We start from the raw sequence: 22767 nt of genomic DNA, 5'->3' as shown, positions 1-22767 counted from the left end.
GCGGCAAGGTGACGCGGCGAATGTCAGCCGGCAGGAGCGAATTGGCTCATGGCGCCGAGATAGGGTTTGGGAAGCGGTGAGGCATAGGAGCCGCGCTTGCTGGTCGACAAACCAAGCGATACCAGCGCCTCCGCCTGCTTGACCGCAGCCGCGACGCCATCGACGACGGGCACGCCGTAATGCGCCTGCAGCTCGCGGGCGAGATCGGTCATGCCGGCGCAGCCAAGCACGATCGCCTCGGCGCCGTCCTCTACAAGGGCGCGTTCAATCTCGGCCCGCAGCTTGCCGATCGCCCCGGATGCCTCGTTCTCCAGTTCGAGCACCGGAATGTCGGAGGCCCGCACCCTGGCACGGTCACCCATGCCATAGCGGCGAACCAGATTGTCGATCAGCACCCGCGAACGCTCCAGCGTGGTGACCACAGTGAAGCGCTGGGCCAGAAAACCGGCGGTGGCAACAGCGGATTCGCAAAGGCCGAGCACCGGGACGTCGCAGAAGCTGCGAGCCGCCTCCAGCCCGGTATCGTCGAAGCAGGCGATGATGGCCACATCATAGCCTTCCGCCTGCCTGTCCTTCAGCTCCGCGAGCAGCCCCGGCAGCGCCATGGCGCCGTCATAGTGGCCCTCGATCGAAACGGGCCCCATGCGCGACGTCGCGGTGATGATCTCCGTGCCTGCAGCAGCGACCGCGCGGGCTGCAACCGCGGCCTTCTCTGTCATCGAGGCCGTGGTATTCGGGTTTACCAATAGTATGCGCATGTTACCTGATCTTTGCCTGCCGGCGGCCAAGCATCATCATGATGCCGAGCGTGCCGAGGATGATGGTGAAGGAGAAGACCGTGGTGACCGTGCCCAGCGCATAGAGCACCGGCGTCGTGACATTGGTGGTCATCCCGTAGATTTCGAGCGGCAGCGTGTTGTAGCTGCCCGACGTCATCAGCGTGCGGGCGAATTCGTCATAGGAGAGCGTGAAACCGAACAGGCCGACGCCGATCAGGCTCGGCAGGATCATCGGCAGAACCACATGGCGGAAGGTCTGCCAGGATGTAGCGCCGAGATCGCGCGCTGCTTCTTCGTAAGCCGGCGAGAAGCGGTTGAAGACGGCAAACATGATCAGCACGCCGAAGGGCAGCGTCCAGGTGAGATGGGCGCCGAAGGCCGAGGAATACCAGGCGGGCTTCAGGCCGCTCTGCTGGAAGACCACGCCGATGCCGAGCGAGATGATGATGGACGGTACCACGAGGCTGGCGACCGTTGCGTAGAACAGCGCCGTCGCGCCGCGGAATTTTCTGCGGAAGGCAAGGCCCGCCAGCAGCGAGACGACCACCGTGACGATCATCACCATGAGGCCGAGCGTGAAGGAGCGCTTGAACGACGCTCCGAAATCGCCGACCGCCTGCTTCTCGAACAGATTGGCGAACCAGTGCAGCGAAACGCCGTTCAGCGGGAAGGTCAGGCCGCCGTCCGGCCCCTGGAAGGAGAGGATCAGGATCGCCGAGAGCGGCCCGTAGAGGAAAAGCACGAAGACGATGAAGAATGCCGTCAGCGCGTAGAATTCGAGGCCGCGTCTATCACCGTTCATCTCAAAGCTCCTTGCGGATATCGACGACGCGCAGGATCGCGGCGACCATCAAGAGCACGACGACCAGCAGGACGACGGCGTTTGCGGCAGCGGCCGGATATTGCAGCAGCGACATCTGGTTCTTCATCATCAGCGCCACCGAGGCGCTCTGGCCGCCGGACATGACCTGAACGGTCGAGAAATCGGCCATGACGAGCGTCACCACGAAGATCGAGCCGATGGCGATGCCTGGCTTGGCCAGCGGAATGACGACGTTCCAGAGGACCTGCCAGCCGGAGGCGCCGGCATCGCGCGCCGCCTCGAACAGCGAGCGGTCGATGCGCATCAGCGTGTTGAAGATCGGGGTCACCATGAACAGCGTGTAGAGATGGACCATGGCAAGCACCACGGCGAAATCGGAATAGAGCAGCCACTCGATCGGCTGCGGCACGATGCCGGCGGAGACGAGCGCGGAATTGACGAGGCCGTTGCGGCCGAGCACCGGGATCCACGAGATCATTCGGATGATGTTGGAGGTCATGAACGGCACGGTGCAGACAAGGAAGAGGATCATCTGCGTCGAGGTCTTGCGGATGTGGAAGGCCAGGAAATAGGCGACCCAGAAGCCGATGAAGAGCGTCAGCGCCCAGACGATGACGGTGAATTTGAGGGTGTTGAGATAGGTCTTCCAGGTGACCCATGAGCCGAGCGTATCGGTGTAGTTCATGGTCAGGAAGGCCGGATAGAGCCCGGCGAAGTCGTAGTCCCAGAAGCTGACGACACCGATCATGGCGATCGGCAGGATGAAGAAGATGCCGAGGATGATGAAGAGTGGCACCGCCTGGAGATAGGAGATGGCGGCAAGCGGAAGACGGAAGCCGGCGCTGCGGACGCGGCCGATTTTCTCGTTTGTCTCTACAGAAGCGATCGTCGCCATCGGCCATTCCCTCGGGCTTCACGTTGGATGGAGAGGGCGAGGGATCCGAAGACCCCTCCCCGACCCTCCCCACATGGGGGAGGAGAAGTTCCGCTGCGACCTCGCCAAACTCCCTCCCCCTTGTGGGGAGGGTTGGGGAGGGGAAAGCCGCATGCACCTTAGGCAGCGATGAACTCGTTCCAGCGGCGGACCATGTAGCGGTCCTCGTCCATGACCGAGTTCCAGCAGGCGACGTGCCCCATGCGCTCCTCGAAGGAGCCGCCATCGCGCACCGCACCGGCCTTTTCCATGACCTTGCCATCCGGGCCCTTGATGTCGCCCTTTGCAGCCTTGCCCTCGATCCAGTAGCCCCATTCGTCTTCCGACATGAACTTCTTGGCGGTGTCCATGCAGGCGGAATAGTAGCCCTGGCGGTTGAGGTAGCCGCCGACCCAACCGGACGTGTACCAGTTGATGTATTCGTAGGCGGCGTCGAGTTCCTTGCCCTTCAGATGCGAGGCGAGGCCGAGACCGCCGCCCCACGAGCGGTAGCCTTCCTTGAGCGGCTGGAACTTGCAGGCGATGCCCTTCGAGCGGACGGCGGCGACGGCCGGCGACCACATGGACTGGATGACCACTTCGCCCGATGCCATCAGGTTGACGGACTCGTCGAAGCTCTTCCAGAAGGCGCGGAACTGGCCGTCGCCCTTGGTCTTGATCAGGAAATCGATCGTCTTGTCGATCTCTTCCTTGGTCATGTTGCCCTTATCGGCATATTTGATGTTGCCGGCGGCTTCCATGATCATCGCGGCATCCATGATGCCGATCGACGGAATGTTGAGGATCGAGGTCTTGCCCTTGAAAGCAGGATCGAGGATGTCGGCCCAGCTGGTGATGTCACGGCCGACGAGATCGGGGCGGATGCCGAGCGTGTCGGCATTGTAGATCGTCGGCATCATCGTGAAGAATTCGGTCTCGCTCTTGGCGAAGGTCTTCGCATCCTTGGCCTCGACATAGCCGACGGTGTGCGGCGCCGTGCCCTGTGCGATGACGCTGTCGGCCTTCAGCTTGCCGGTCTTGAAGAGCGGCACGACCTGGTCGTAATATTTCAGCTTCTTGGTTTCCATCGGCTGGATGACGCCGGTCGGATAGACCTTCTTCAGGATCCAGTATTCGATATCGGCGATGTCATAGCTGTCAGGCTGGGTGACGGCGCGCTGCGCCGCGGCGTCGGAATCGGTCGCCGTCATCTCCAGCGTGATGCCGAGATCGGCCTTGCACTTCTCGGCGATGTCGTTGAGGTTCGAAACGCCGGTACCGAACTGGCGTAGCGTGATGTTGGACTGCGCCCAGATCGTCGGGAAGCCGGTGATCAGGCCGGAGCCTGCGGCAGCACCGATCGCCGCAGCGCCGGTCTTCAGAAGCGAACGGCGGGAAATCCCGGTCTCCGTCTTGGTTGTCGTCTTTTCAGTCGTCATGTCAGTTCCCCTTTTTTTGATGGCAAGGTTCATGCACGGCCAAGGAGGACGGCGTCCTCGAGGGCCCAACTCAGAGACACCGCATCGCCGACCGATACGGGTTTGGCGAAATAATCGCCGTCGCTCGCGATGACCGTGAAGTCGTCACTGCCCGCACCGATGACGGTGAGTTTCACCGTCGCGCCGCGATATTCGATGTTGGAAACGACGCCGCCGAAGCCGAGCGTCTTGTCGCTGGCCGCCTCAAGACGGACGCGATCGGTACGGATGCCGATATCGACGGCTTCGCCCACAAGCCTGCCGTCGCCGCGCACCGAGAAGGTCTGTCCTTCCGGCGCCTCGAGCACCAGCATGTCGTCCTTGACGGAGGTCACGCGGCCCGAGAGAACATTGTGGTCGCCCATGAAGCGGGCGACGAAAGCCGTCGCCGGACGCTCGAAGACCTCGCGCGGAGACGCCGCCTGCTCGATCTTGCCGTCGTTCATGATGACGATCACATCGGCGAGCGCCATCGCCTCTTCCTGGCTGTGCGTCACATGCACGAAGGTGATGCCGAGCGTCTTCTGCAGCTTCTTGAGTTCAGCGCGCATGCGGATCTTCAGAAACGGGTCGAGCGCCGACAACGGCTCGTCGAGCAGCAGCGCTTCCGGATCGGTGATCAGCGCGCGGGCCAGCGCCACGCGCTGCTGCTGGCCACCGGAGAGCTGCGCCGGGCGGCGCGTCGCATAGGCCTCCATCTGCATCAGCTTCAGCATCTCGAGCGCCTTGGCCCGGCGCTCGTCCTTCTCGACGCCCTTCATCTTCAGGCTGAAGGCGACGTTGTCGATCAGGTCGAGATGCGGAAACAGTGCGTAGGACTGAAACATCATCGCCGTGCCGCGCTTGGCGGGCGGAAAATCGGTAACGACGGTATTGCCGAGGCGGACGTCTCCCGAAGAGATGCTCTCGTGACCGGCGATCATCCGCAATGTCGAGGTCTTGCCGCAGCCGGATGGGCCGAGGAAGCAGCAGTAGGATCCCGCCGGGATCTTGAGGCTGATGGCATGCACGGCGGTCGTGCTGCCATAGACCTTGGAAACGGATGCAATATCGATCTCTGCCGCTTTCGACATCATGTCTTCCCCTGTTCGAGTAAGACAATGCATCTGCCGTGCCAGTTTCTGCTGCACTGCGTCAAAGCCATGGGATTCAACGGAAAACAGGATTAGACTGGTTTAAGCGCAAATTAGAGGCAGCGAAAACTTTGCACAGTAAATAGGCTTTCGTCTGCAATTTACGCATTAGATCGTATACGATTTGAGCGCCATTTTGCGCGCAAAATTTGTTTAACTTCTGATGCAAAGCTGGCTATCATTGCGGCTGCAATCAGGTACCCGTTTCATGACTCCTTCAGCCAACGCGCTTTTGCAGGCAGACGATTCAGCCGACACCGGCACCCAGCAGATCCGCGATGCAATCCGCGACGCGATCGTCGAACGCCGGCTCGCGCCCGGAACGAAACTGTCGGAAGCCGATGTCGGCAATCTCTTCAATGTCAGCCGCACGCTGGCCCGTGCCGCGCTTCAGGCGCTCTCTTACGAGGGCCTTGTCAGCGTCGAGAAGAACCGCGGCGCCTTCGTTGCCTATCCCTCGCCAGATGAAGCGAAGCAGATCTTCGCGGCCCGCCGTCTCGTCGAACCGGGCATCCTGCGCGAGGCAGCCGCCCGCATCACGCCATCGCAGATCCAGCACCTCCGCCAGCTGCTGCAGGAAGAAGGACGCCTGATCAGCGAGCGCGGACAGACAGCGCGCCGGGCCGAAATCAAGGCTTCCGGCGACTTCCACCTGACGCTGGCATCGATATCGGGCAACGCCATCATGCAGCGCTTCATGGAAGAGCTGGTGGCCCGCTCATCCCTGGTCATCGCCCTCTACGGCCAGTCCGCCGTTTCCAGCTGCGGCCATTCCGAGCATGGCGACATCGTCACCGCCATCGAGGCCGGCGATCTCGACCGTGCCTGCCATCTGATGGTGCATCACATCTCCCATATCGAGGCCGACCTCGATCTTCGCGAGCGCAAGAGCTTCGGCCTGAAGGAAGCTTTTTCGATCTAGCCAAACGCCCTTCGGCGCCGTCGGTCGCTCTACCCGGCCGGGCGGATGCAGCACGCTCCCCGAGCAAATCCCTGCTTTTCTTCCGGAATTCCCGCTCTAGTTCCAAAAAGAGGAGCCGCTTGCGGCGGGGATGACGAGGAGCAACTGATGAGCGGAGCGCCGTTGAAAAGCTTGCCGGAGCAGCCGGAACTGAAACGGGTGATGGGACCGGGCCTGCTGCTGCTCTTCATCGTCGGCGATATTCTCGGCACCGGCATCTACGCGCTGACCGGCCAGGTCGCAGCCGAAGTCGGCGGGGTCGTCTGGCTGCCTTTCCTGATTGCTTTTGTGGTGGCGCTGCTGACGGCGCTCAGCTATCTCGAGCTGGTGACGAAATATCCGCGGGCGGCCGGCGCGGCGCTCTACACGCACAAGGCCTTCGGCGTCCACTTCCTGACATTCCTGATCGCCTTTGCCGTCATGTCCTCTGGCATCACCTCGGCATCGACAGCATCGCGCGCCTTTGCCGCCAATTTTTCCGAGGCCTTCGGCTTTGAATTCGGCGACTATGGCGTCACCTTTATTGCCGTCGCCTTCATCGCCCTAATCGCCGCCATCAACTTCCGCGGCGTCGGCGAAAGCGTGAAGCTCAACGTTGTCCTGACGATGGTCGAACTGACCGGCCTGCTGATCATTATCGGCATCGGATTCTGGGCGATTGCCGGTGGTGAGGGCGACGTATCACGCGCCTGGACCTTTCAGCCGAGCAGCGAGCACGGCGTGTTCTGGTCGGTCATCGCCGCCACGACGCTCGCCTTCTTCGCCATGGTCGGCTTCGAGGATTCCGTCAACATGGCCGAGGAATGCAAGGAGCCGAGCCGGATCTTCCCGAAGGTGCTGCTCGGCGGCCTGTTGATCACAGGCGTTATCTACGTGCTGGTTGCCATCTCGGCGATCACGCTGGTGCCTGCGGCCGAGCTCGGTGAAGGCGAGACGCCACTGCTGAAGGTGGTGCAGGCGGGCGCGCCGAACTTCCCGATCGGTATTTTCGGCATCATCACCATGTTCGCCGTCGCCAATTCGGCGCTGATCAACATGATGATGGCGAGCCGGCTGATCTACGGTATGAGCCGCGAAGAGGTCCTTCCGGCCGCTCTCGGCAAGGTTCATGCCGCGCGCCAGACGCCCTATATCGCCATTGGCTTTACGTCACTGCTGGCCGTCGGCCTGATCCTGTTTGCCGGCGGCGTGCCGGCGCTCGGCGGAACCACGGCTCTGCTGCTGCTCGGCGTCTTTGCCGTCGTCAATATCGCCGTGCTGGTGCTACGCCGCGACAAGGTCGATCACCCGCATTTCCGCACGCCGACCATCGTGCCGGTCCTCGGCGCGGCGACCTGCCTGTTCCTCGTCGGCCCCTGGACCGGCCGTGATCCGGTCCAGTACGTGATCGCCGCCTGCCTGATCGGCATCGGTGTGGTCCTCTGGTTCGCGACGATCGGCTTCATGCGAAGCGCGAACCAGAATGCCTAATGCGACGACTGTTGCTTGGCGCGGGCGACGATCTGCGTCGGATTGACGAACTGCAGGGCGATGATGAGCCAGAAGAGCGTCGTGATCATGTAGATCACCGCCATCGCATCGATCGACTGCGCGGCACGAACGCCGGAGGCAAACACTGCGTAATAGAGCGAGACGACCAGCGTCTGCGTCGTCGGCCCCGAGATCAGGAAGGTCAGCTCGAACATCGCGATGGTGCGAACCAGAACCAGAAGCAGCGCCGCCAGCATGCCGGGCAGAAGCAGCGGCAGCAGGATGCGGATGAAGAGGCTCGTGGTCCCCGCCCCGAACACCCGGGCCGCTGCTTCGATGCGCGGATCGATCTGTTCGATGAACGGGATCATCACCAGCACGACGAAGGGGAAAGACGGCACGAGGTTGATCAGCACGACGCCCCAGAACGTACCGCCGAGGCCGAGCTGATAGAGCACGGTCGCAAGCGGAATGCCGTAGGTCAAAGGCGGGATCAGCAGCGGCAGCAGGAAGAGCAGAACGATCAGCTTCTTGCCGGGGAAGTCGCGACGGGCCAGCGCATAGGCCGTCAGCACCCCGAGAATGCCCGAGATCACCGTGACCGTGAAGACGATCTGGAAGGTGACTAGCACGACGCTCGACAGCTGGAATTCCTTCCAGGCGCTGAAATACCAGCGCGTCGTCCAGCCGGCCGGCAGCCAGGTGCCGAGCCAGCGCGTCGAGAAGGAATTGATGATGACGACGGCGATGACGGCCAAGAGGTTGAGGATGAAAAGTCCTGCAACGGCCCAGACGGCGAAGCGCCAGATTTTCGATGTGAGGCCCTGGTCACGGATCATGGCTCAGCCTTTCGTGCCGCCGGCAGGGCCGCGATAGAAGAACGAGCGGCAGGCGAGAACCGCCACTACGACGACAAGCTCGACAGCCCCCATGATGAGCGCGATCGCCGAGCCCAGTGAATGGTCATATTGCTCGAAGGCCGCCTGATAGGCCGCGATCGAGATGACGCGCGTCGGACCGGCCGGCGCACCGAGCAGAACCGCCGAGGGAAAGACTGCAAAGGCCTGCACGAAAGCAAGGCAAAAGGTGACGGCGAGACCCGGCACCAGAAGCGGCAGGAAGACCCGGAAGAAGCGCTTGCGCGGACCGGCACCCAGCGTCGCCGCCGCCTGCTCGATCGCGGGGTCGATGCCGGTGATGTAGGACAGCGTCAGCAGGAAGGCGAAGGGAAAGCCGGTGATCAGCAGCGAGGCAAAGACGCCCCAATAATTGTTGGTCAGCTTCACCGGCGCATCGAGAATGCCGATCAGCAGCAGCGTCTGATTGAACCAGCCGCGCGGGCCGAGGAACGTCAGCAGGCCATCGGCGACAAAGACGGTACCGAGCGTGATCGGCAGCACCAGGATCGTCGTCAGCAGGCGCTGGCGGCGCATCAGGCGGACGCGAAACGCGATCGGCACAGCGAGCGCCAGATTGAGGATGGTGACAGGCAGCGCCAGCCACATCGTCGCGCCGATGGTGTTGTACTGGAAGGGATCGCTGAAGAACTTGGCGTAATTCGCATACCACGCGCCGCCATCCTTCGGCGTCACCGAATCCACCACGCCATAGAAGAAGGGATAGACGAACAACGCGAGCATGAAGATCAGGCCCGGCAGCACCAGCATCGTCGTGCCGTCGAGCCCGCGGACCGCAAGCCGGGTGCGAAGCGATGGCCCGCTCATGCAGCCGTTTCCTTGAAGAGCAGCGCCCGCCCTGCAGCCGGCTGCAGGAAGGTCGCAGCGCCGCGCGGCAGCACGTCGTCTGAGCGGAAATAGAGATCGGAGCCGTCGGCGGATTTAGCCAGGCCGAAGAAGGCGCGGCCGCGATATTCCATGCTGCTGACGGTAGCGGGAATCCCATCGCCGGCGACCGCGACCAGATCTTCGGGGCGCACGGAGAGAACCGCAGCATCGCCCACCTGAAGCGGTACGCGCATCGTGCCGGTCAGCCGCGCCGGGCCAACCTCGATCTGCGCTTCGTCACCCGACACCGAGGTAACGCGGCCGCGGATACGGGTGCGGAAGCCCATGAAATCGGCGACGTTCAGATTGACCGGGCGCTGGTAGAGATCCTGCGGCGTGCCGATCTGCTCGATATGGCCCTGGCTCATGACGACGATGCGGTCTGCCAGAGACAGCGCCTCATCCTGGTCGTGCGTCACGTAGATTGTCGTCGAGCCGATCTGGTCGTGAATGCCGCGGATTTCGGCGCGCATTTCAAGACGGAGCTTGGCATCGAGATTGGAAAGGGGTTCGTCCATCAGGACGATCGGCGGACGGATGACGACGGCACGCGCAATCGCAACACGCTGCTGCTGGCCGCCGGAGAGCTGGCCGGGCAGCTTGTCTGCCTGGCTTTCGAGCCGGACGAGCGCCAGCGCATCGTTGATCCGCTTGTCCGCTTCCGGCCCCTTGATGCCCTGCATCGCCAGACCGAAGCCGACATTCTTGCGCACGCTCATATGCGGGAAGAGCGCGTAGCTCTGGAACACCATGCCGAAGCCGCGCTTTTCGGGCTCCAGCTGGTCGATGCGGCTGCCGCCGAGACGGATCTCCCCGCCCGAGAGTGCCAGCAGCCCGGCGATACAGTTGAGCGCCGTCGACTTGCCGCAGCCCGATGGGCCGAGCAAAGCGATGAACTCGCCGGGTTCGATCGCAAGATCGATACCGTCGAGCGCGTTATAGGCGCCGAACGAGCGGCGAAGGCCGTCCAGTTCGAGACGGGCCTTGTTGCGCGACGACGGCGCTGCGTTCTGGGCGGGCGCGTTCAATCGAAACTCCATACATATCGAGGCAATGAGGGCGCCGGCCCTGTGACCGGCGCCATGGATTGCGATCAGCCCTTCTTGGCGCCGATCTTTTCGTCCCAGATGCGGAAGGCTTCGACGAGCTGCTTGGGCTCCAGCGGCACTTCCAGCGGGTTGCTGGCGATCCAGTCGGCATATTCAGGACGGCCGAATTCCTTGATCACGTCCTGGCTTTCCTGCGGCGCCATGTCGATGGTGACATCCTTGACGGCCGGACCCGGATAGAAATAGCCGGCGTCATAGGCGATCGCCTGCTGCTTCGGCTGCAGGATGTAGTTCAGCACATCCATCAGCACCGCGATCTTCTCGTCCGATACGCCCTTCGGGATGACCGCATAATGCGCGTCTGTGACCCAATGGAAGCCGTCGAGCTTCTGCACCTTGGCCTCGGCCGGAACGATGCCAAGCGCGCGCGGGTTGATGTCCCAGCCCGTCGTCGTGGCCACGATGTCACGTGTGCCTTCGCCGAGTTCCTTGAAGACCACGGCGGTACCGGTCGGGTAATATTCGATATTCTCGCCGAGAGCGGCCAGATATTCCCAGGTCTTCGTCCAGCCCTTGGCCGGATCGCGCGGATCGCTGTCGCCGAGAAGGTACGGAAGACCCATCAGCAGCGTGCGGCCGGGGCCGGAATTGGCGGGGCGGGCGTAGAGGAACTTGTTCTTGTTCTGCTTCGTCCAGTCGAGCAGCTCCTGCGCCGTCTTCGGCGGCGTCGCTACCTTGTCCGGCATGTATTCGATCAGCGGACCGGACGGGTAGTAGGTGATGACGACACCCTGATCCTTGGCAAGGCCCTGCATCTTGAAGGCCTGCGGCTGCAGGATGCCTTCAAGATTGGGAAGCTCGGATTTATGCGCGCCGAGATCGATCCAGAGACCCTGGTCGACACCAGCCGAAAGCGCGTCGGTGCCGGTCAGCACAAGATCGATATCGACCTTGCCTGCCGCCTGCTGCGCCTTGATCTTGCCGGGCAGTTCCGGGGCCGGCGCCTTGGTGAAGGCGAAGCTCGACACCCAGTCGGCCTTTTCGGCGGCATAGGCTTCGAACATGCCCTGCGTCAGCGCAAGATTGCCGGCAACGTCGGCGATGGTGATCGTCACCGGGCTCGCCGGCTTCTTCGCCTGGGCAAACAGATGGCTGGGCAGCATGCCGGCAACGGCAACGCCCGCGGCAGTGCTCACGAATGTTCTGCGCGTAATGTTCATGGGTCTCTCCTCCTCTTGTGCGGCGTCTGCGGACGAGCCCAGACAGCCTGCTCTCCCGTGATCTGCCAGGCGAGATCAAAGCGCCGGCCAACCGCCGAAAAGCGGTTGAAAGCCTTGCAAAGCGACCGCTCCTCATCGGCAAGCCTTGGCAATGGATGAGGATTGATATACTAGTATGCACAACAGAGTCAACGTGCAGGAAATAGCATGCGGCAGGCATCCGGCTCCGAAGCGATCGACTTTCCGCCCACGGTGGAAAGACCGGCGAAGCTGCGCCGTGTGACGACGGCCGATGCCATTTTCAACCAGCTCTACGCCGACATTGTCTCGCTGCGCATGCCGCCCGGCATGGCCCTCCAGGAAAAGAAGATCGCCGAAGAATTCGGTGTCAGCCGTACCCCGGTGCGCGAGGCACTGCTGCGGCTTGCCGAAGGCGGGCTCGTCGATATCTACCCGCAGTCGGGCACCGTCGTTTCCCGGGTTCCCGTTTCGGCCATTCCCGAAGCCGTTGTCGTGCGCAAGGCGCTGGAAACGACGACCATCGAAGCCGCGACGCGCAACGCAACACCCGCCGATATCGAGCGGCTCGATATGATCATCAGCAGGCAGAAATCGTTGGCTTCGCTGGGCGACACATCGGGTTTTCACGAGGAAGACGAAGCCTTCCACGAAGCGATCACCCGGATTGCCGGCTATCCCGGCATCTGGGCGATCCTGAAAACCGTGAAAGTGCAGATCGACCGCGCCCGCCGCCTGACGCTGCCGGCGCTGGGGCGCATGGACAATGTGGTGCGCGAGCATATCGTCATTCGCGATGCGATCGCCAGTCATGACGTCGATGCTGCCTGCGAGGCGATCCTGCATCACCTCAGCGCCGTCATCCCGGATGTGGCGGAGCTGCGCACCCGCTATCCCGATTATTTCTGCTAGAAGCCAAAAATATAGAAACGACTGACGAGGAGGAACCCGATGCGGCAAGGATGGAGATGGTTTGGGCCCGAGGCCCCGGTGACACTGGACGAGGTGCGCCAGACCGGCGCCACCAACATTGTCTCTTCGCTGCACCAAGTCCCAATCGGCCGCGCCTGGACGGAAAAGGAAGTCTCCGAGCGCAAGTCGATGATCGAGACGACACCCGCCGGGCGTTCGCCGCTCGTCTGGTCCGTCGTCGAAAGCATCCCGATCCCCGATGCCGTCAAGCGCAAGGGCGGCAAGGCGAAGGCCGAGATAGAGGCCTGGATCGCCAGTCTCGAAGCGGTCGCAGCCAACGATATCCCGATCGTCTGCTACAATTTCATGCCCGTCGTCGACTGGACCCGTACCGAACTCGACTACGTCACGCCGACAGGCGCCACCGCCATGCGCTTCGACCACGAGCGCTTTGCGGCCTTCGATCTCTTCGTCCTGCAGCGCCAGAGCGCCGGAAACGATTACTCGGCTGAAGACCAGCAGCGGGCACGCGAGGTCTATGACGAGATGAGCGAGGAAGAGATCTCCGAGATCACCCGCATCATCACCTCTGCCCTGCCGGGCTCCACCACCGAGCCGCTGACCATTCCCGGCTTCCGCGACAAGCTCTCAAGCTATGCCGGCATCGATGCCGCGAAGCTTCGCCAGCATCTGATCGAATTCCTGCAGGCCGTGACGCCGGCTGCCGAAGCCCGTGGCGTCAAGCTGACGCTGCATCCGGACGATCCGCCGCGCTCGCTGTTCGGCCTGCCGCGTATCGCCTCGAATGCCGAGGATTATGCGGCGCTCTTCGATGCCGTTCCCTCGCCTGCCAACGGCATGTGCTATTGCACCGGCAGCCTTGGCGTCCGCGCCGAGAACGATATGCCCGCGATCGCAAGGCGTTTCGCCTCGCGCATCTATTTCGCCCACCTGCGCGCCACCAAGCGCGAAGGAGACGGCCGCACCTTCCACGAAAGCGCCCATCTGGAGGGCGATGTCGACATGGTCGCAGTGCTGAAGGAACTCGTTGCCGAAGACAGCAAGCGCGGCGCCAAGGACGAGATCGTCTTCCGCTCCGACCATGGCCACCGCATGCTCGACGACCTCAACAAGACCGTCACGCCCGGCTATCCGGCGATCGGCCGCATGCGCGGCCTGGCAGAGCTGCGCGGGATCCTCTACGCGCTGGGGTCTATCCCGTCGTAGGACTTGCGAGGGCCGCATCTTGCGATCTTTCCCTCTCCAATACCCTCATCTCTTTGCCTCGGGGCTGCGCCCACGGGATGTCACAGAGATGGGGGTGGATTGAGCTACCCTTCCGGCAGCCAGGAACGATAAAGCGGATGCTCCGCCGTGATCGGCAGCGGGGTCGGCTTGCCGGTTCGTTGCGAGTGATAGGCTGCTGTCACCAGTTCCAGAGAATTGCGCGCGTCCTGCAGCGTCACCGGCGGCTCGGTGCCATCAGTGATTGCCTGATGGAACAGCTCGAACTGGCGGGTATAGCCGTCTTCCTTGACCTCGTAACCTGCAAGGGCGTCATCGACACGCTTCTGATGTTCCTCGGTCCCGGCGATGAAAGTCCAGGGATCGCGGCCCATCGTATAGGGCTCCAGAATGCTTTCGGCGACCAGATCGTGGAAGCAGAAGCGCAGCCGCGAGATTTCCTTGCGCGACCCCAGCGTCATCGACAGCGCCGCCAGCGAGCCGTTCTGCATCTTCACCGAGATCGCCGACGTGTCCTCGACCTCGATCGGATTGACCAGCGTCGCCCCATAGGAAAACACCTCGGCACCGGCGCCGTGCACATAGTTCAGCATATCATGCGCGTGGATGGCGTGGCCGAGCAGCCCGCCGCCGAGCTCGCTTTTCCATTTGCCGCGCCATGGCACGGCATAATAATCCGGCCCGCGCCACCAATGCGTTTCGATCGTCGTCAGGAACGGGCGTCCGGTAAGGCCGAGTTCGATCAACCGCTTCAGCTTCTGCAGGCCGGAACCGTACCGATACTGGAAGATCGGCATCAGCATCTTGCTGCCGGCGCGCGCGACGATCCCGGCCATCTCGTCGACCTCGGCAATCGAGCCGAACAGCGGCTTCTCGCAGATCACATGCTTGCCTGATTCGATCGCCTTCTTGCAAAGCGCAAAATGCGTATCCGGCGGCGTGCAGATGTTGATGACGTCGAGATCATCGCGGGCAAAAAGCGTATCGGCATCCTGCGTATATTCGCCGATGCGGTGGCTCGCACAGAGCTCCCGTCCGCGCTCCTCGTCCAGCGAGCAGAGGACAGGCACTTCGAACAAATCCTTGTTCCAGTCGAAGCCCGCAAGATGCCGGGCGGCAATACCGGCTCCGATGACGCCGACGCGCAATTTCTGTGTCATGGCAGGCTCTCCTATCGTCCGCCGAGCCTGACGGCATTAGTCTGCGCTTCCAGCGAAAGCCGGCAGACTTCATAGACATGCGTCTGCAGCATCGCGGTCTCGCTGCGATCGCGCACATCGGCGGTGAAGGCGTCGAAATAGTCGAGCTTCTCGTCGCTGCAGTCGATGTGGATGTTTTCCTTGCCGTTGACGAGGAAGAGATGGTCCTTTCCGGGGCGCCCGGAAATATCGATGTATTTGCGCAGCTCGATATAGCCTTCGGTGCCGAGGATGGTCAGACGGCCATCGCCCCAGGTGCCGAGCCCTTCGGGTGTGAACCAATCGACGCGGACATACCCTGACGCCCGGTCGGAGCGCAGCAGCACTTCGCCGAAATCCTCGAATTTCGGCTTATCGGGCATGCCGAAATTACCGATCGAGCTGGCGACGACCTCGCCCGTGGTCGAGCCTGTGTAAAACAGGAACTGGTCGACCTGATGCGAGGCGATATCGACGATGATGCCGCCAAAGGCTTCGGGATCAAAGAACCAGTCCGGCCGTGTCGGCAGCTGCAGCTTGTGCGGTCCCATGCCGATCGTCTGAATGACCTTGCCGATCCGGCCTTCCTTGACCAGCTTTCCCGCCTTGACGGCGGAGCGAACGCAATGGCGCTCGGAAAAGCAGATCGAGAAGATGCGGCCGGTCTCGGCAACCGTCTTCTTCACCTCTTCAAGCTGCGCGAAGGTGGTGACCCCCGGCTTGTCGGTCATCACGTCCTTCCCCGCCTTCATGGCGCGGATGGCAAGGCCTGCACGGTCACGCGGGATGGCGGCGATGCAGATGACATCGATCGACGGATCGGCAAACAGCTGTTCGCGATCGATCTGCGGGGTATCCGGGTAGGTTTTTTCGAAGTTTTCGCGCAGCGCCGGAACCGAGGTTTTCGGGCAGTAGCCAACGAATTCTCCGCCGGCCGCAAGCAATCCTTTGACGTGATCGAACGTGTGCCCATGATCGATCCCGATGACCGCAAATCTCAACATCTCGAAATAATCCTCCTGCTTGCACGGCGCGCCGCGACCCGCCCGCTCCTCTTGTAACCATTCAGATACTTGCGCCAATTCTGTGTCAAGCAATGTTTAGCCGCATAATGCGACAAATTCTCCGGCGCAATTGCAGTGCCCAAAAAGCCGCAGGGACGGCAGTCGGCGGCCAGGAACTGAAAGCCCGGTTGATGCGTTCTGGCGCTATTCCTCCATCAACGACCGAGATCCGCCGTGGACCAGAAACAGCGCACCGCACCGCAACTGGACGAAGATCAACGCGAGGAACCGAAGGACAGCGCAGACGCTGAGCCCACCGGCAAAGAGGAAAAGAAGCCTTCGATTGTCCGGCGCCATCCGCTGGCGGCACTCCTCATCGTTGTCGCGATCGCGGCCGTCGCGGTTATCGGCTACTTCGTCTGGCTGGTCTATTTCCATCCCTATGAGAGCACCGATGACGCCTTCATCGATGCGCGCAGTTTCTCGGTCGCAGCCAAGATTTCCGGCTATGTTGCCGATGTTCCCGTCTCCGACAACCAGCATGTCGATGCCGGCGCCGTCATCGTCAAGATCGATCCACGCGACTACCAGATTGCCCTCGATCAATCGAACGGCCAGATCGGCGTCGCGAAAGCGGCAATATCGAGTGCCGAAGCGCAGATCGCCGCCGCCGGTGCGGCGATCGACGAAGCGAAGGCGCAGCAGACCTCGGCCGCCGCAGCCCTCCAATATGCCAATGATGAAAACAGCCGGCAGCAGCAATTGGTCAAGAGCGGCGCCGGTTCCGAACAGTCCGCCCAGCAGGCCGCATCGACGTTACGGCAGAACCAGGCGAATTTCGTCCAGTCGCAGGCAAGCGTCACCTCCGCGGTGAAGAACCAGGCCGCCGCCGAAGCGCAGAAGGCGAGCGCGATCGCCACCCTTCACCAAGCTGAGGCGGAGGTGGAAGCGGCGCAGCAGAACCTCGACTACACGACCATCACTGCGGCTCAGCCGGGCCGGGTCGTCAAGCTCAGCGGCTCGAAGGGCCAGTATGTGCAGGCGGGTCAGGCAATAGCCATGTTCGTTCCCGACGAGATCTGGATCACCGCCAATTTCAAGGAAACGCAGCTCACCGACATGCGTCCCGGCCAGCCCGTCGATGTGACGATCGACGCCTATCCGGATCATCTGCTGAGGGGCAAGGTGGATTCCGTGCAGCCCGGCTCAGGCACCGCCTTCTCGCTGCTGCCGGCTGAAAATGCCACCGGCAACTATGTAAAGGTCACCCAGCGTGTGCCGGTGAAGATCGTCGCCGACGACTGGCCGAAGGATATCGCCATCGGCCCCGGCATGTCGGTCGTGCCGACGGTGACGGTCCGGCCGAGGCATTGAGATGAGCAGCGCCGCAACGACGGCCGGAAGCGCGCCCACAGCCGGGTCCGGGGCATCGAACCCATGGCTGATCGCGATGGTCGTATCGCTCGCGACCTTCATGGAAGTGCTTGACACGACGATCGCCAACGTGGCGCTGCGCTACATCTCCGGCGGCCTCGCGGTCAGCGCGGATGAAGCGTCCTGGGTGGTCACCACCTATCTGGTTTCCAATGCCATCATTCTGGTCGCCTCCAGCTTCATCGCCAAGCGCTATGGCCGCAGGCGCTTCTATCTGCTCTGCCTTGCCACCTTCACCGTCGCCTCGATCTGCTGCGGCCTTGCTTGGAATCTCGAGTCGCTGCTGGTTTTCCGGATGATCCAGGGCTTTGCCGGTGGTGGCATGGTGCCGATATCGCAGTCGATCCTCGCCGACTCCTTCCCGCCCTCCAAGCGCGGCCAAGCCTTCGCGATGTTCGGCGTCGCCGTCGTCGTCGCCCCGGTGATCGGCCCGACGCTCGGCGGCTATCTCTCCGACAATTTCTCCTGGCACTGGTGCTTCCTGATCAACGGACCGGTCGGCGTCTTCGCCTTCATCCTCGTGTACATGCTGGTGCAGGAGCCGGAATCGCTTCGCAGGGAGCGCGCGGAGATGCGCAGCAAAGGCACGCGTTTTGACATTACCGGCTTCCTACTGGTCGCAACATTCCTCGGCGCGCTGGAACTGGCGCTCGACCGCGGGCAGACGGAGGATTGGTTCGGCTCGAACTTCATCATCGCCACGGCCGCAGTCTGCCTGCTGGCCCTTGCCTTTGCCATCCCGTGGCTGATGACCCATCGAAATCCTGTGATCGATGTCCGGCTGCTTGCCAGCCGCCAGTTCGGCGCCTGCGTCATCGTCATGCTGGCAACCGGCGCGATCCTGATTGCCACGACGCAATTCGTGCCGCAGGTGCTGCAGACCAATTTCGGTTACACCGCGACCTGGGCCGGCTTTGCCCTGTCGCCCGGCGGCCTTGTGACGATGATGATGATGTTTGCCGCCGGACGCCTGACATCGATGGTCCAGCCGAAATATCTGATCGCCATCGGCATGGCGATCATCGCGCTGGCGATGTGGGACATGACGCGGCTGAATGCCGATCTGAACTTCGGCTTCTTCGTATGGTCGCGGCTTTATCTCGGCCTCGGCCTGCCGCTGATCTTCATTCCGATCACCGCCGCATCCTATGACGGTCTGCGGCCCGATCAGACTGACCAGGCCTCCGCGCTGATCAACGCGGCGCGCAATACCGGCGGCTCGATCGGCGTCTCGATCGCCTCCAATGTGCTGGCCCACCGCGAGCAATGGCACCAGAGCCGGCTGGTCGAGCATGTCATTCCGTCGGAACCCGGCTATACGAACGCGTTCAATCAAGCGACGCAATTCTTCGCCGGTCGCGGCTCAAGCCTGCTCGATGCGCAGTCGCAGGCGATGGGCTGGATCGGCAATCAAGTGCAGACCCAAGCGAGCTATCTTGCCTATATCGACGTCTTCCACGTCCTGATGGTGATCTCAGCGCTGATGGTGCCGCTAGCGCTGATCCTTCGGCGCATCGATCTCAAGCAAGATGCGGCACCTGGAGGGCACTGAGAGCTAGTGGCCATCCGGCGGCACGGCTTCGGCAGGCACGGTGCCCTTGATATTCTTGCGGTGGAAGATGAACAGCCCGGCGAAGACGATGATGGCGGCGCCGACAATAATCTGCGTATCCGGCACATCGTTGAAAAAGACGTAGCCGAGCACGATCGCCCAGAGTAGCAGCGTGTATTGCAGCGGCGCCAGCAGCGAGGCGGGCGCCAGCTTCAACGCGCGGGTGATCAGCAGATGCGCGCAGGTGGCGACAACGCCGAGAAGCAGCATGCCGCCGAGATCGATAAGCGTCACGTTTCGCCAGTCGCCGGTTAGCACGACCAGCACGATGCCGGTTGCAAGGGCGGCGATCGTCTGCCACGTCACCAGGGTCGTATCGCTGGTGGAGCGCAGATAGCGGTTCATAACAAGGGTCAGCGCGAAGGCGAAGCTGCCGACGAGGCCGAAGATTGATGGCAGTGAGAGCATCGCCGTCGATGGCCGTAGCGCGATTACGACACCAACGAAACCGATGAAAACGGCAAGCCAGCGCCGCCAGCCGATCTTCTCGCCGAGGAAGAAATGCGAAAGTGCGGCAACATAGATCGGCCCGGCCATATAGAAGGTCATGACGTCGGCCAGCGGCAGATAGGCAACGGCCGCATAGAACAGCCCGACGTCAAATGTGGCCATGCAGACGCGCATCAGCTGCAGGCGTTTCTGCTCCACATTGAAAAGCGCCCGCGGACCCTGGCGGACGATCATCGGGCCGAGCACGAAGAAAGCGCCGAGCGAGCGGATGACCAAGACCTGCCCGACGGCAAAGCTCGCCACCAGCCATTTGCCCATCGCGTCATTGAGCGCGAAAAGCAGATCGCCGATCAGCATGAAGACGATGCCGGTCATGACGATATTGCCGGCGGCCGCCGTGGCTGAATTCGGTTTCATTATCGGGTATTTCCTCGCGCCTGCGGCATGATCGATGCCGCAGGCGGCTTCGGCCTTAACGGCCGCGATGTCAAGCGTTCGGTGGCGCTAATTTATGCAGGCGAGCGCAGACAGGACTAATGAATGATGCGAACCGGCACATCCTGCGCGGGTGATAGCGCAGCGCCATCCCTGGAGGCGCCATGCAGATCCGCGGCAGCGGCCGCCAGACCAAGGAGTGCTGCGCGCAGCTGGGCGTTTGTGCTCTTGCCGGCACCAAGATCGACCACAGCATCCCACAACTCATCCGCGATCACGCGGAGATTGTCTTTGTCATCATCAAGCAATTCGCAGATGGTCTCAACCCGGGAGACGGTATCCTTCACCAGATCTCTCTTTCCCACATCTGAAAGATCCGTCACTTTATTAGCAACCGAGACGAGCTTTATGACAAGTCCAGGAATTGTTTCTTCGCGATACATCGATTGTCCCATCCGCCGATCAGAATAGAATTGATTATTCATAACGATTCTGCCGCCCCCAATTGGGTGAGATGGCGAAAAAGTCCAGCTTTAATTGACTGCGTTCTGGAAAACGGCCTGATGCCGGGCTATGCCCTTGCTGACAGTCAAGCGAATGCGTTTCCTGGAGGCTCCATGACATCCGATCCGTCCCTCGCCGCCCTTGCCGAAGAGGCAAAGGGCTGGCGCCGTACCATTCATCAGCATCCGGAACTGCTTTTCGATCTGCCCGTGACATCAGCGCTCGTCATCGGCAAGCTGACATCCTTCGGCTGCGACGAGGTGGTCAGCGGCCTGGCGAAATCCGGCGTTGTCGCGGTCATCAACGGCAAGCTCGGCGCCGGCAAGACGATTGCGTTGCGCTGCGACATGGATGCGCTGCCGATGTCGGAACAGACCAACCTGCCGCATGCCTCCAAGGTCGAGAACATGATGCATGCCTGCGGCCACGACGGCCACACCGCCATGCTGCTCGCCACTGCCAAACATCTCGCCGCCAACCGCAACTTCGCCGGCAAGGCCGTGCTCATCTTCCAGCCGGCAGAAGAGGGCGGCGGCGGCGGCCGGGTAATGATCGAGGAAGGCGTGCTCGAACGCTTCGGCATCGAGGAAGTCTATGGCATGCATAACGAGCCCGGCCTTGCTATCGGCTCCTTTGCCATCCGCAGCGGCCCGATCATGGCAGGCGGCGACCGTTTCATCATCACCATCAACGGCAAAGGTGGCCACGCAGCCTCGCCACATCTCAGCCACGACCCGGTCATCGTCATGGCGCATATGATCACCGCGCTGCAGTCGATCACGTCGCGCTTCATCGATCCCTTCGATCCGGTGGTTCTTTCGATCACCTATGTCAACGGCGGCAATGACCGGGCGCTCAACGTCATCCCGGCGGCCGTCCAGATCGGCGGCACCATCCGCACGATGCAGCCGGAGACGCGCAAGGCCGTCGAAGCGCGCTTCCGCGAGGTGGTGACGATGACCGCCAAGGTGTTTTCCGCCGAGGCCCAGATCGACTGGCGCCCCGGCTACCCGGTCACCGTCAACGATGTGGCAAAGACCAGGGTCGCGGTCGCCGCAGCCGAACGCGTGGCCGGCAAGGGGCGCGTGAACGACGACTACCCGCAGACCATGGGCTCGGAAGATTTCTCCTACATGCTGGAGAAGCGCCCCGGCGCCTTCATCTGGCTCGGCAACGGCGATAGTGCGGACCTGCACAACCCCGCCTATGATTTCAACGACGAGGCGATCATCCACGGGGTCAACTATTGGCTGGCGCTGGTCGATCAGCAACTCGGGGCCAAGGGCTGAGGAGCCGCATTGATGACTGACACTTCGATTTTCACGGCCGGCGAACTGCAGGCACGCGTCGTCGCCATTTTCAGGAAGGCCGGCATGAACGGCGTCCAGGCCGAGGCGGTCACCCGCGTCATCACCGCCGGCGAACGTGATGCCTGCAAGTCGCACGGAATCTACCGTATCGAGGGCGTGCTGCGCACCATCAAGGCCGGCAAGGTGACACCCGATGCCGTGCCTGAGGTACTCGCCCAGCGTGATGGCTCGGCAATCGTCAAGGTGGACGCCAAGGGCGGCTTTGCCAATCCGGCCTTCGAGCTTGGTCTGCCGCTGCTGGCAGAACGTGCCCGCGCCTCCGGCCTCGCGGCGCTCGTTATCAACGACTGCACGCATTTCTCGGCTCTCTGGCCGGAGGTCGAGGCTGTCGCAGCCGAAGGCCTCGCAGCAATCGTCATGTGCCCAAGCTACGCAACGGTGGCGCCGGCTGGCGGCAACAAGCCGCTGCTCGGCACCAATCCGCTCGCCTTCGGCTGGCCGCGCCCGGACAAGACGCCCTACGTCTATGATTTCGCCACCTCGGTCGCCGCCCGTGGCGAGATCGAGCTTCACCGCCGCGCCGGCAAGAAACTGCCGGAGGGATGGGCGATCGACGCCGATGGCGAACCGACGATCGAGCCTGAAGCCGCACTCGCCGGCGCCATGCTGCCCTTCGGCGGCCATAAGGGTTCGGCGATCAGCACAATGGTCGAACTGCTGGCCGGTATCATGATCGGCGACCTCACCAGCCCCGAAGTGCTCGACTATCTTGGCACCACGACCCTGGCGCCGCGCCACGGCGAACTGGTGCTTGCCTTCTCGCCACAGGCCTTTGCATCAGGTCGCGCCGGAGACCCGTTCGCCCGCGCCGAAGTTCTCTTCGAGGCCATCGCTGGCCAGGGCGCTCGCCTTCCCTCGCAACGCCGCTATACGGCGCGGGTTAAGTCGCTTGCTGAGGGGATTGTGTTGACGAAGGCGGAGATAGAGCAGCTCGACCGGCAGCTTGCGCTTGGGTTGGATTCGGTTGGTTAAGTAGGCGACGCCTGCACTTCAGC

At 62.4% G+C, this 22767-nt stretch carries 21 protein-coding genes; 8 read left to right on the top strand and 13 right to left on the bottom strand.

Annotated features, from left to right (window positions below):
- Positions 1 to 23 precede the first annotated feature (23 nt).
- The 5 genes from AC1DNK_RS13570 to AC1DNK_RS13550 form a co-directional block, all read right to left on the bottom strand.
- Positions 24 to 758: an aspartate/glutamate racemase family protein gene (locus AC1DNK_RS13570; protein ID WP_477941574.1), complete on the bottom strand. Its 735-nt coding sequence runs from the start codon at positions 756 to 758 to the stop codon at positions 24 to 26.
- Position 759: 1 nt separating this feature from the next.
- Positions 760 to 1581 (bottom strand): ABC transporter permease, encoded by an 822-nt coding sequence (locus AC1DNK_RS13565; RefSeq protein ID WP_112514511.1) that lies wholly within the window; start codon positions 1579 to 1581, stop codon positions 760 to 762.
- 1 nt (position 1582) lies between these two features.
- Positions 1583 to 2497 carry an ABC transporter permease gene (locus tag AC1DNK_RS13560; protein WP_477941572.1) on the bottom strand — a complete coding sequence of 305 codons (915 nt, stop codon included), beginning with the start codon at positions 2495 to 2497 and terminating at the stop codon, positions 1583 to 1585.
- Between the two features lie 158 nt (positions 2498 to 2655).
- On the bottom strand, positions 2656 to 3954 hold the full coding sequence (locus AC1DNK_RS13555; protein WP_442208522.1) for an ABC transporter substrate-binding protein: 1299 nt from the start codon (positions 3952 to 3954) through the stop codon (positions 2656 to 2658).
- Positions 3955 to 3983: 29 nt separating this feature from the next.
- Positions 3984 to 5066, bottom strand: coding sequence for an ABC transporter ATP-binding protein (locus AC1DNK_RS13550; protein WP_477941809.1), 1083 nt, complete (start codon positions 5064 to 5066; stop codon positions 3984 to 3986).
- 268 nt (positions 5067 to 5334) lie between these two features.
- Between AC1DNK_RS13550 and AC1DNK_RS13545 the strand changes: the two genes are divergently transcribed.
- On the top strand, positions 5335 to 6048 hold the full coding sequence (locus tag AC1DNK_RS13545; RefSeq protein WP_112388683.1) for a GntR family transcriptional regulator: 714 nt from the start codon (positions 5335 to 5337) through the stop codon (positions 6046 to 6048).
- 147 nt (positions 6049 to 6195) lie between these two features.
- Positions 6196 to 7557, top strand: coding sequence for an APC family permease (locus AC1DNK_RS13540; protein ID WP_477941571.1), 1362 nt, complete (start codon positions 6196 to 6198; stop codon positions 7555 to 7557).
- Here AC1DNK_RS13540 and AC1DNK_RS13535 read toward each other — a convergent pair.
- The 4 genes from AC1DNK_RS13535 to AC1DNK_RS13520 are packed head-to-tail and all read right to left on the bottom strand — an operon-like array spanning position 7554 to position 11610.
- Positions 7554 to 8396 (bottom strand): ABC transporter permease subunit, encoded by an 843-nt coding sequence (locus tag AC1DNK_RS13535; RefSeq protein ID WP_112514508.1) that lies wholly within the window; start codon positions 8394 to 8396, stop codon positions 7554 to 7556. The two genes, AC1DNK_RS13540 and AC1DNK_RS13535, sit on opposite strands and share 4 nt — an antisense overlap.
- A gap of 3 nt (positions 8397 to 8399) precedes the next feature.
- Complete coding sequence (locus AC1DNK_RS13530; RefSeq protein ID WP_477941569.1) at positions 8400 to 9281, bottom strand: ABC transporter permease; 882 nt, start codon at positions 9279 to 9281, stop codon at positions 8400 to 8402.
- Positions 9278 to 10381 carry an ABC transporter ATP-binding protein gene (locus tag AC1DNK_RS13525; RefSeq protein WP_477941568.1) on the bottom strand — a complete coding sequence of 368 codons (1104 nt, stop codon included), beginning with the start codon at positions 10379 to 10381 and terminating at the stop codon, positions 9278 to 9280. Before AC1DNK_RS13525 ends, AC1DNK_RS13530 begins: the two co-directional genes overlap by 4 nt.
- A gap of 53 nt (positions 10382 to 10434) precedes the next feature.
- A complete protein-coding gene (locus AC1DNK_RS13520; RefSeq protein WP_477941566.1) occupies positions 10435 to 11610 on the bottom strand; it encodes an extracellular solute-binding protein in 1176 nt (391 codons plus the stop codon).
- A gap of 207 nt (positions 11611 to 11817) precedes the next feature.
- Between AC1DNK_RS13520 and AC1DNK_RS13515 the strand changes: the two genes are divergently transcribed.
- Both AC1DNK_RS13515 and uxuA read left to right on the top strand, forming a co-directional pair.
- Positions 11818 to 12540 (top strand): GntR family transcriptional regulator, encoded by a 723-nt coding sequence (locus AC1DNK_RS13515; RefSeq protein WP_477941565.1) that lies wholly within the window; start codon positions 11818 to 11820, stop codon positions 12538 to 12540.
- 39 nt (positions 12541 to 12579) lie between these two features.
- The gene (gene uxuA / locus AC1DNK_RS13510) at positions 12580 to 13767 is read left to right on the top strand and encodes a mannonate dehydratase (RefSeq protein WP_442208516.1); all 1188 of its coding nucleotides are present in this window, start codon (positions 12580 to 12582) and stop codon (positions 13765 to 13767) included.
- Between the two features lie 104 nt (positions 13768 to 13871).
- Here the strand turns inward: uxuA and AC1DNK_RS13505 are convergent, their stop codons facing one another.
- Positions 13872 to 14945: a Gfo/Idh/MocA family protein gene (locus AC1DNK_RS13505; protein WP_477941563.1), complete on the bottom strand. Its 1074-nt coding sequence runs from the start codon at positions 14943 to 14945 to the stop codon at positions 13872 to 13874.
- Positions 14946 to 14956: 11 nt separating this feature from the next.
- Positions 14957 to 15967, bottom strand: a complete 1011-nt coding sequence (locus AC1DNK_RS13500) for a Gfo/Idh/MocA family protein (protein WP_477941561.1) — start codon at positions 15965 to 15967, stop codon at positions 14957 to 14959.
- A gap of 234 nt (positions 15968 to 16201) precedes the next feature.
- On the opposite strand from AC1DNK_RS13500, the gene AC1DNK_RS13495 reads away from it, so the two are divergent.
- On the top strand, positions 16202 to 17341 hold the full coding sequence (locus AC1DNK_RS13495; RefSeq protein WP_477941560.1) for an HlyD family secretion protein: 1140 nt from the start codon (positions 16202 to 16204) through the stop codon (positions 17339 to 17341).
- A gap of 1 nt (position 17342) precedes the next feature.
- Complete coding sequence (locus AC1DNK_RS13490) at positions 17343 to 18953, top strand: DHA2 family efflux MFS transporter permease subunit (protein ID WP_477941559.1); 1611 nt, start codon at positions 17343 to 17345, stop codon at positions 18951 to 18953.
- A 3-nt stretch (positions 18954 to 18956) separates the two neighbouring features.
- On the opposite strand, the gene AC1DNK_RS13485 is transcribed toward AC1DNK_RS13490, so the two are convergent.
- Both AC1DNK_RS13485 and AC1DNK_RS13480 read right to left on the bottom strand, forming a co-directional pair.
- Positions 18957 to 19880, bottom strand: coding sequence for a DMT family transporter (locus tag AC1DNK_RS13485; RefSeq protein ID WP_112388695.1), 924 nt, complete (start codon positions 19878 to 19880; stop codon positions 18957 to 18959).
- A 116-nt stretch (positions 19881 to 19996) separates the two neighbouring features.
- The gene (locus AC1DNK_RS13480; RefSeq protein WP_148194275.1) at positions 19997 to 20383 is read right to left on the bottom strand and encodes a hypothetical protein; all 387 of its coding nucleotides are present in this window, start codon (positions 20381 to 20383) and stop codon (positions 19997 to 19999) included.
- A 132-nt stretch (positions 20384 to 20515) separates the two neighbouring features.
- On the opposite strand from AC1DNK_RS13480, the gene AC1DNK_RS13475 reads away from it, so the two are divergent.
- Positions 20516 to 21691, top strand: a complete 1176-nt coding sequence (locus AC1DNK_RS13475; RefSeq protein ID WP_477941558.1) for a M20 aminoacylase family protein — start codon at positions 20516 to 20518, stop codon at positions 21689 to 21691.
- A 12-nt stretch (positions 21692 to 21703) separates the two neighbouring features.
- Positions 21704 to 22744, top strand: a complete 1041-nt coding sequence (locus AC1DNK_RS13470; protein WP_112388697.1) for an Ldh family oxidoreductase — start codon at positions 21704 to 21706, stop codon at positions 22742 to 22744.
- Positions 22745 to 22767: the final 23 nt, after the last annotated feature.

The sequence above is a fragment of the Rhizobium sp. 01N424 genome, assembly GCF_056399485.1.
Note: the sequence above shows the minus strand (reverse complement) of the source record. Positions and strands in the feature narration are given on the sequence as shown.

Bases quoted from the DNA above. Each gene is read 5' to 3' on its own strand.
- AC1DNK_RS13570 (WP_477941574.1), bottom strand. From the start codon at position 758: ATGCGCATACTATTGGTAAACCCGAATACCACGGCCTCGATGACAGAG.
- AC1DNK_RS13565 (WP_112514511.1), bottom strand. From the start codon at position 1,581: ATGAACGGTGATAGACGCGGCCTCGAATTCTACGCGCTGACGGCATTC.
- AC1DNK_RS13560 (WP_477941572.1), bottom strand. From the start codon at position 2,497: ATGGCGACGATCGCTTCTGTAGAGACAAACGAGAAAATCGGCCGCGTC.
- AC1DNK_RS13555 (WP_442208522.1), bottom strand. From the start codon at position 3,954: ATGACGACTGAAAAGACGACAACCAAGACGGAGACCGGGATTTCCCGC.
- AC1DNK_RS13550 (WP_477941809.1), bottom strand. From the start codon at position 5,066: ATGTCGAAAGCGGCAGAGATCGATATTGCATCCGTTTCCAAGGTCTAT.
- AC1DNK_RS13545 (WP_112388683.1), top strand. From the start codon at position 5,335: ATGACTCCTTCAGCCAACGCGCTTTTGCAGGCAGACGATTCAGCCGAC.
- AC1DNK_RS13540 (WP_477941571.1), top strand. From the start codon at position 6,196: ATGAGCGGAGCGCCGTTGAAAAGCTTGCCGGAGCAGCCGGAACTGAAA.
- AC1DNK_RS13535 (WP_112514508.1), bottom strand. From the start codon at position 8,396: ATGATCCGTGACCAGGGCCTCACATCGAAAATCTGGCGCTTCGCCGTC.
- AC1DNK_RS13530 (WP_477941569.1), bottom strand. From the start codon at position 9,281: ATGAGCGGGCCATCGCTTCGCACCCGGCTTGCGGTCCGCGGGCTCGAC.
- AC1DNK_RS13525 (WP_477941568.1), bottom strand. From the start codon at position 10,381: ATGGAGTTTCGATTGAACGCGCCCGCCCAGAACGCAGCGCCGTCGTCG.
- AC1DNK_RS13520 (WP_477941566.1), bottom strand. From the start codon at position 11,610: ATGAACATTACGCGCAGAACATTCGTGAGCACTGCCGCGGGCGTTGCC.
- AC1DNK_RS13515 (WP_477941565.1), top strand. From the start codon at position 11,818: ATGCGGCAGGCATCCGGCTCCGAAGCGATCGACTTTCCGCCCACGGTG.
- uxuA (WP_442208516.1), top strand. From the start codon at position 12,580: ATGCGGCAAGGATGGAGATGGTTTGGGCCCGAGGCCCCGGTGACACTG.
- AC1DNK_RS13505 (WP_477941563.1), bottom strand. From the start codon at position 14,945: ATGACACAGAAATTGCGCGTCGGCGTCATCGGAGCCGGTATTGCCGCC.
- AC1DNK_RS13500 (WP_477941561.1), bottom strand. From the start codon at position 15,967: ATGTTGAGATTTGCGGTCATCGGGATCGATCATGGGCACACGTTCGAT.
- AC1DNK_RS13490 (WP_477941559.1), top strand. From the start codon at position 17,343: ATGAGCAGCGCCGCAACGACGGCCGGAAGCGCGCCCACAGCCGGGTCC.
- AC1DNK_RS13485 (WP_112388695.1), bottom strand. From the start codon at position 19,880: ATGAAACCGAATTCAGCCACGGCGGCCGCCGGCAATATCGTCATGACC.
- AC1DNK_RS13480 (WP_148194275.1), bottom strand. From the start codon at position 20,383: ATGAATAATCAATTCTATTCTGATCGGCGGATGGGACAATCGATGTAT.
- AC1DNK_RS13475 (WP_477941558.1), top strand. From the start codon at position 20,516: ATGACATCCGATCCGTCCCTCGCCGCCCTTGCCGAAGAGGCAAAGGGC.
- AC1DNK_RS13470 (WP_112388697.1), top strand. From the start codon at position 21,704: ATGACTGACACTTCGATTTTCACGGCCGGCGAACTGCAGGCACGCGTC.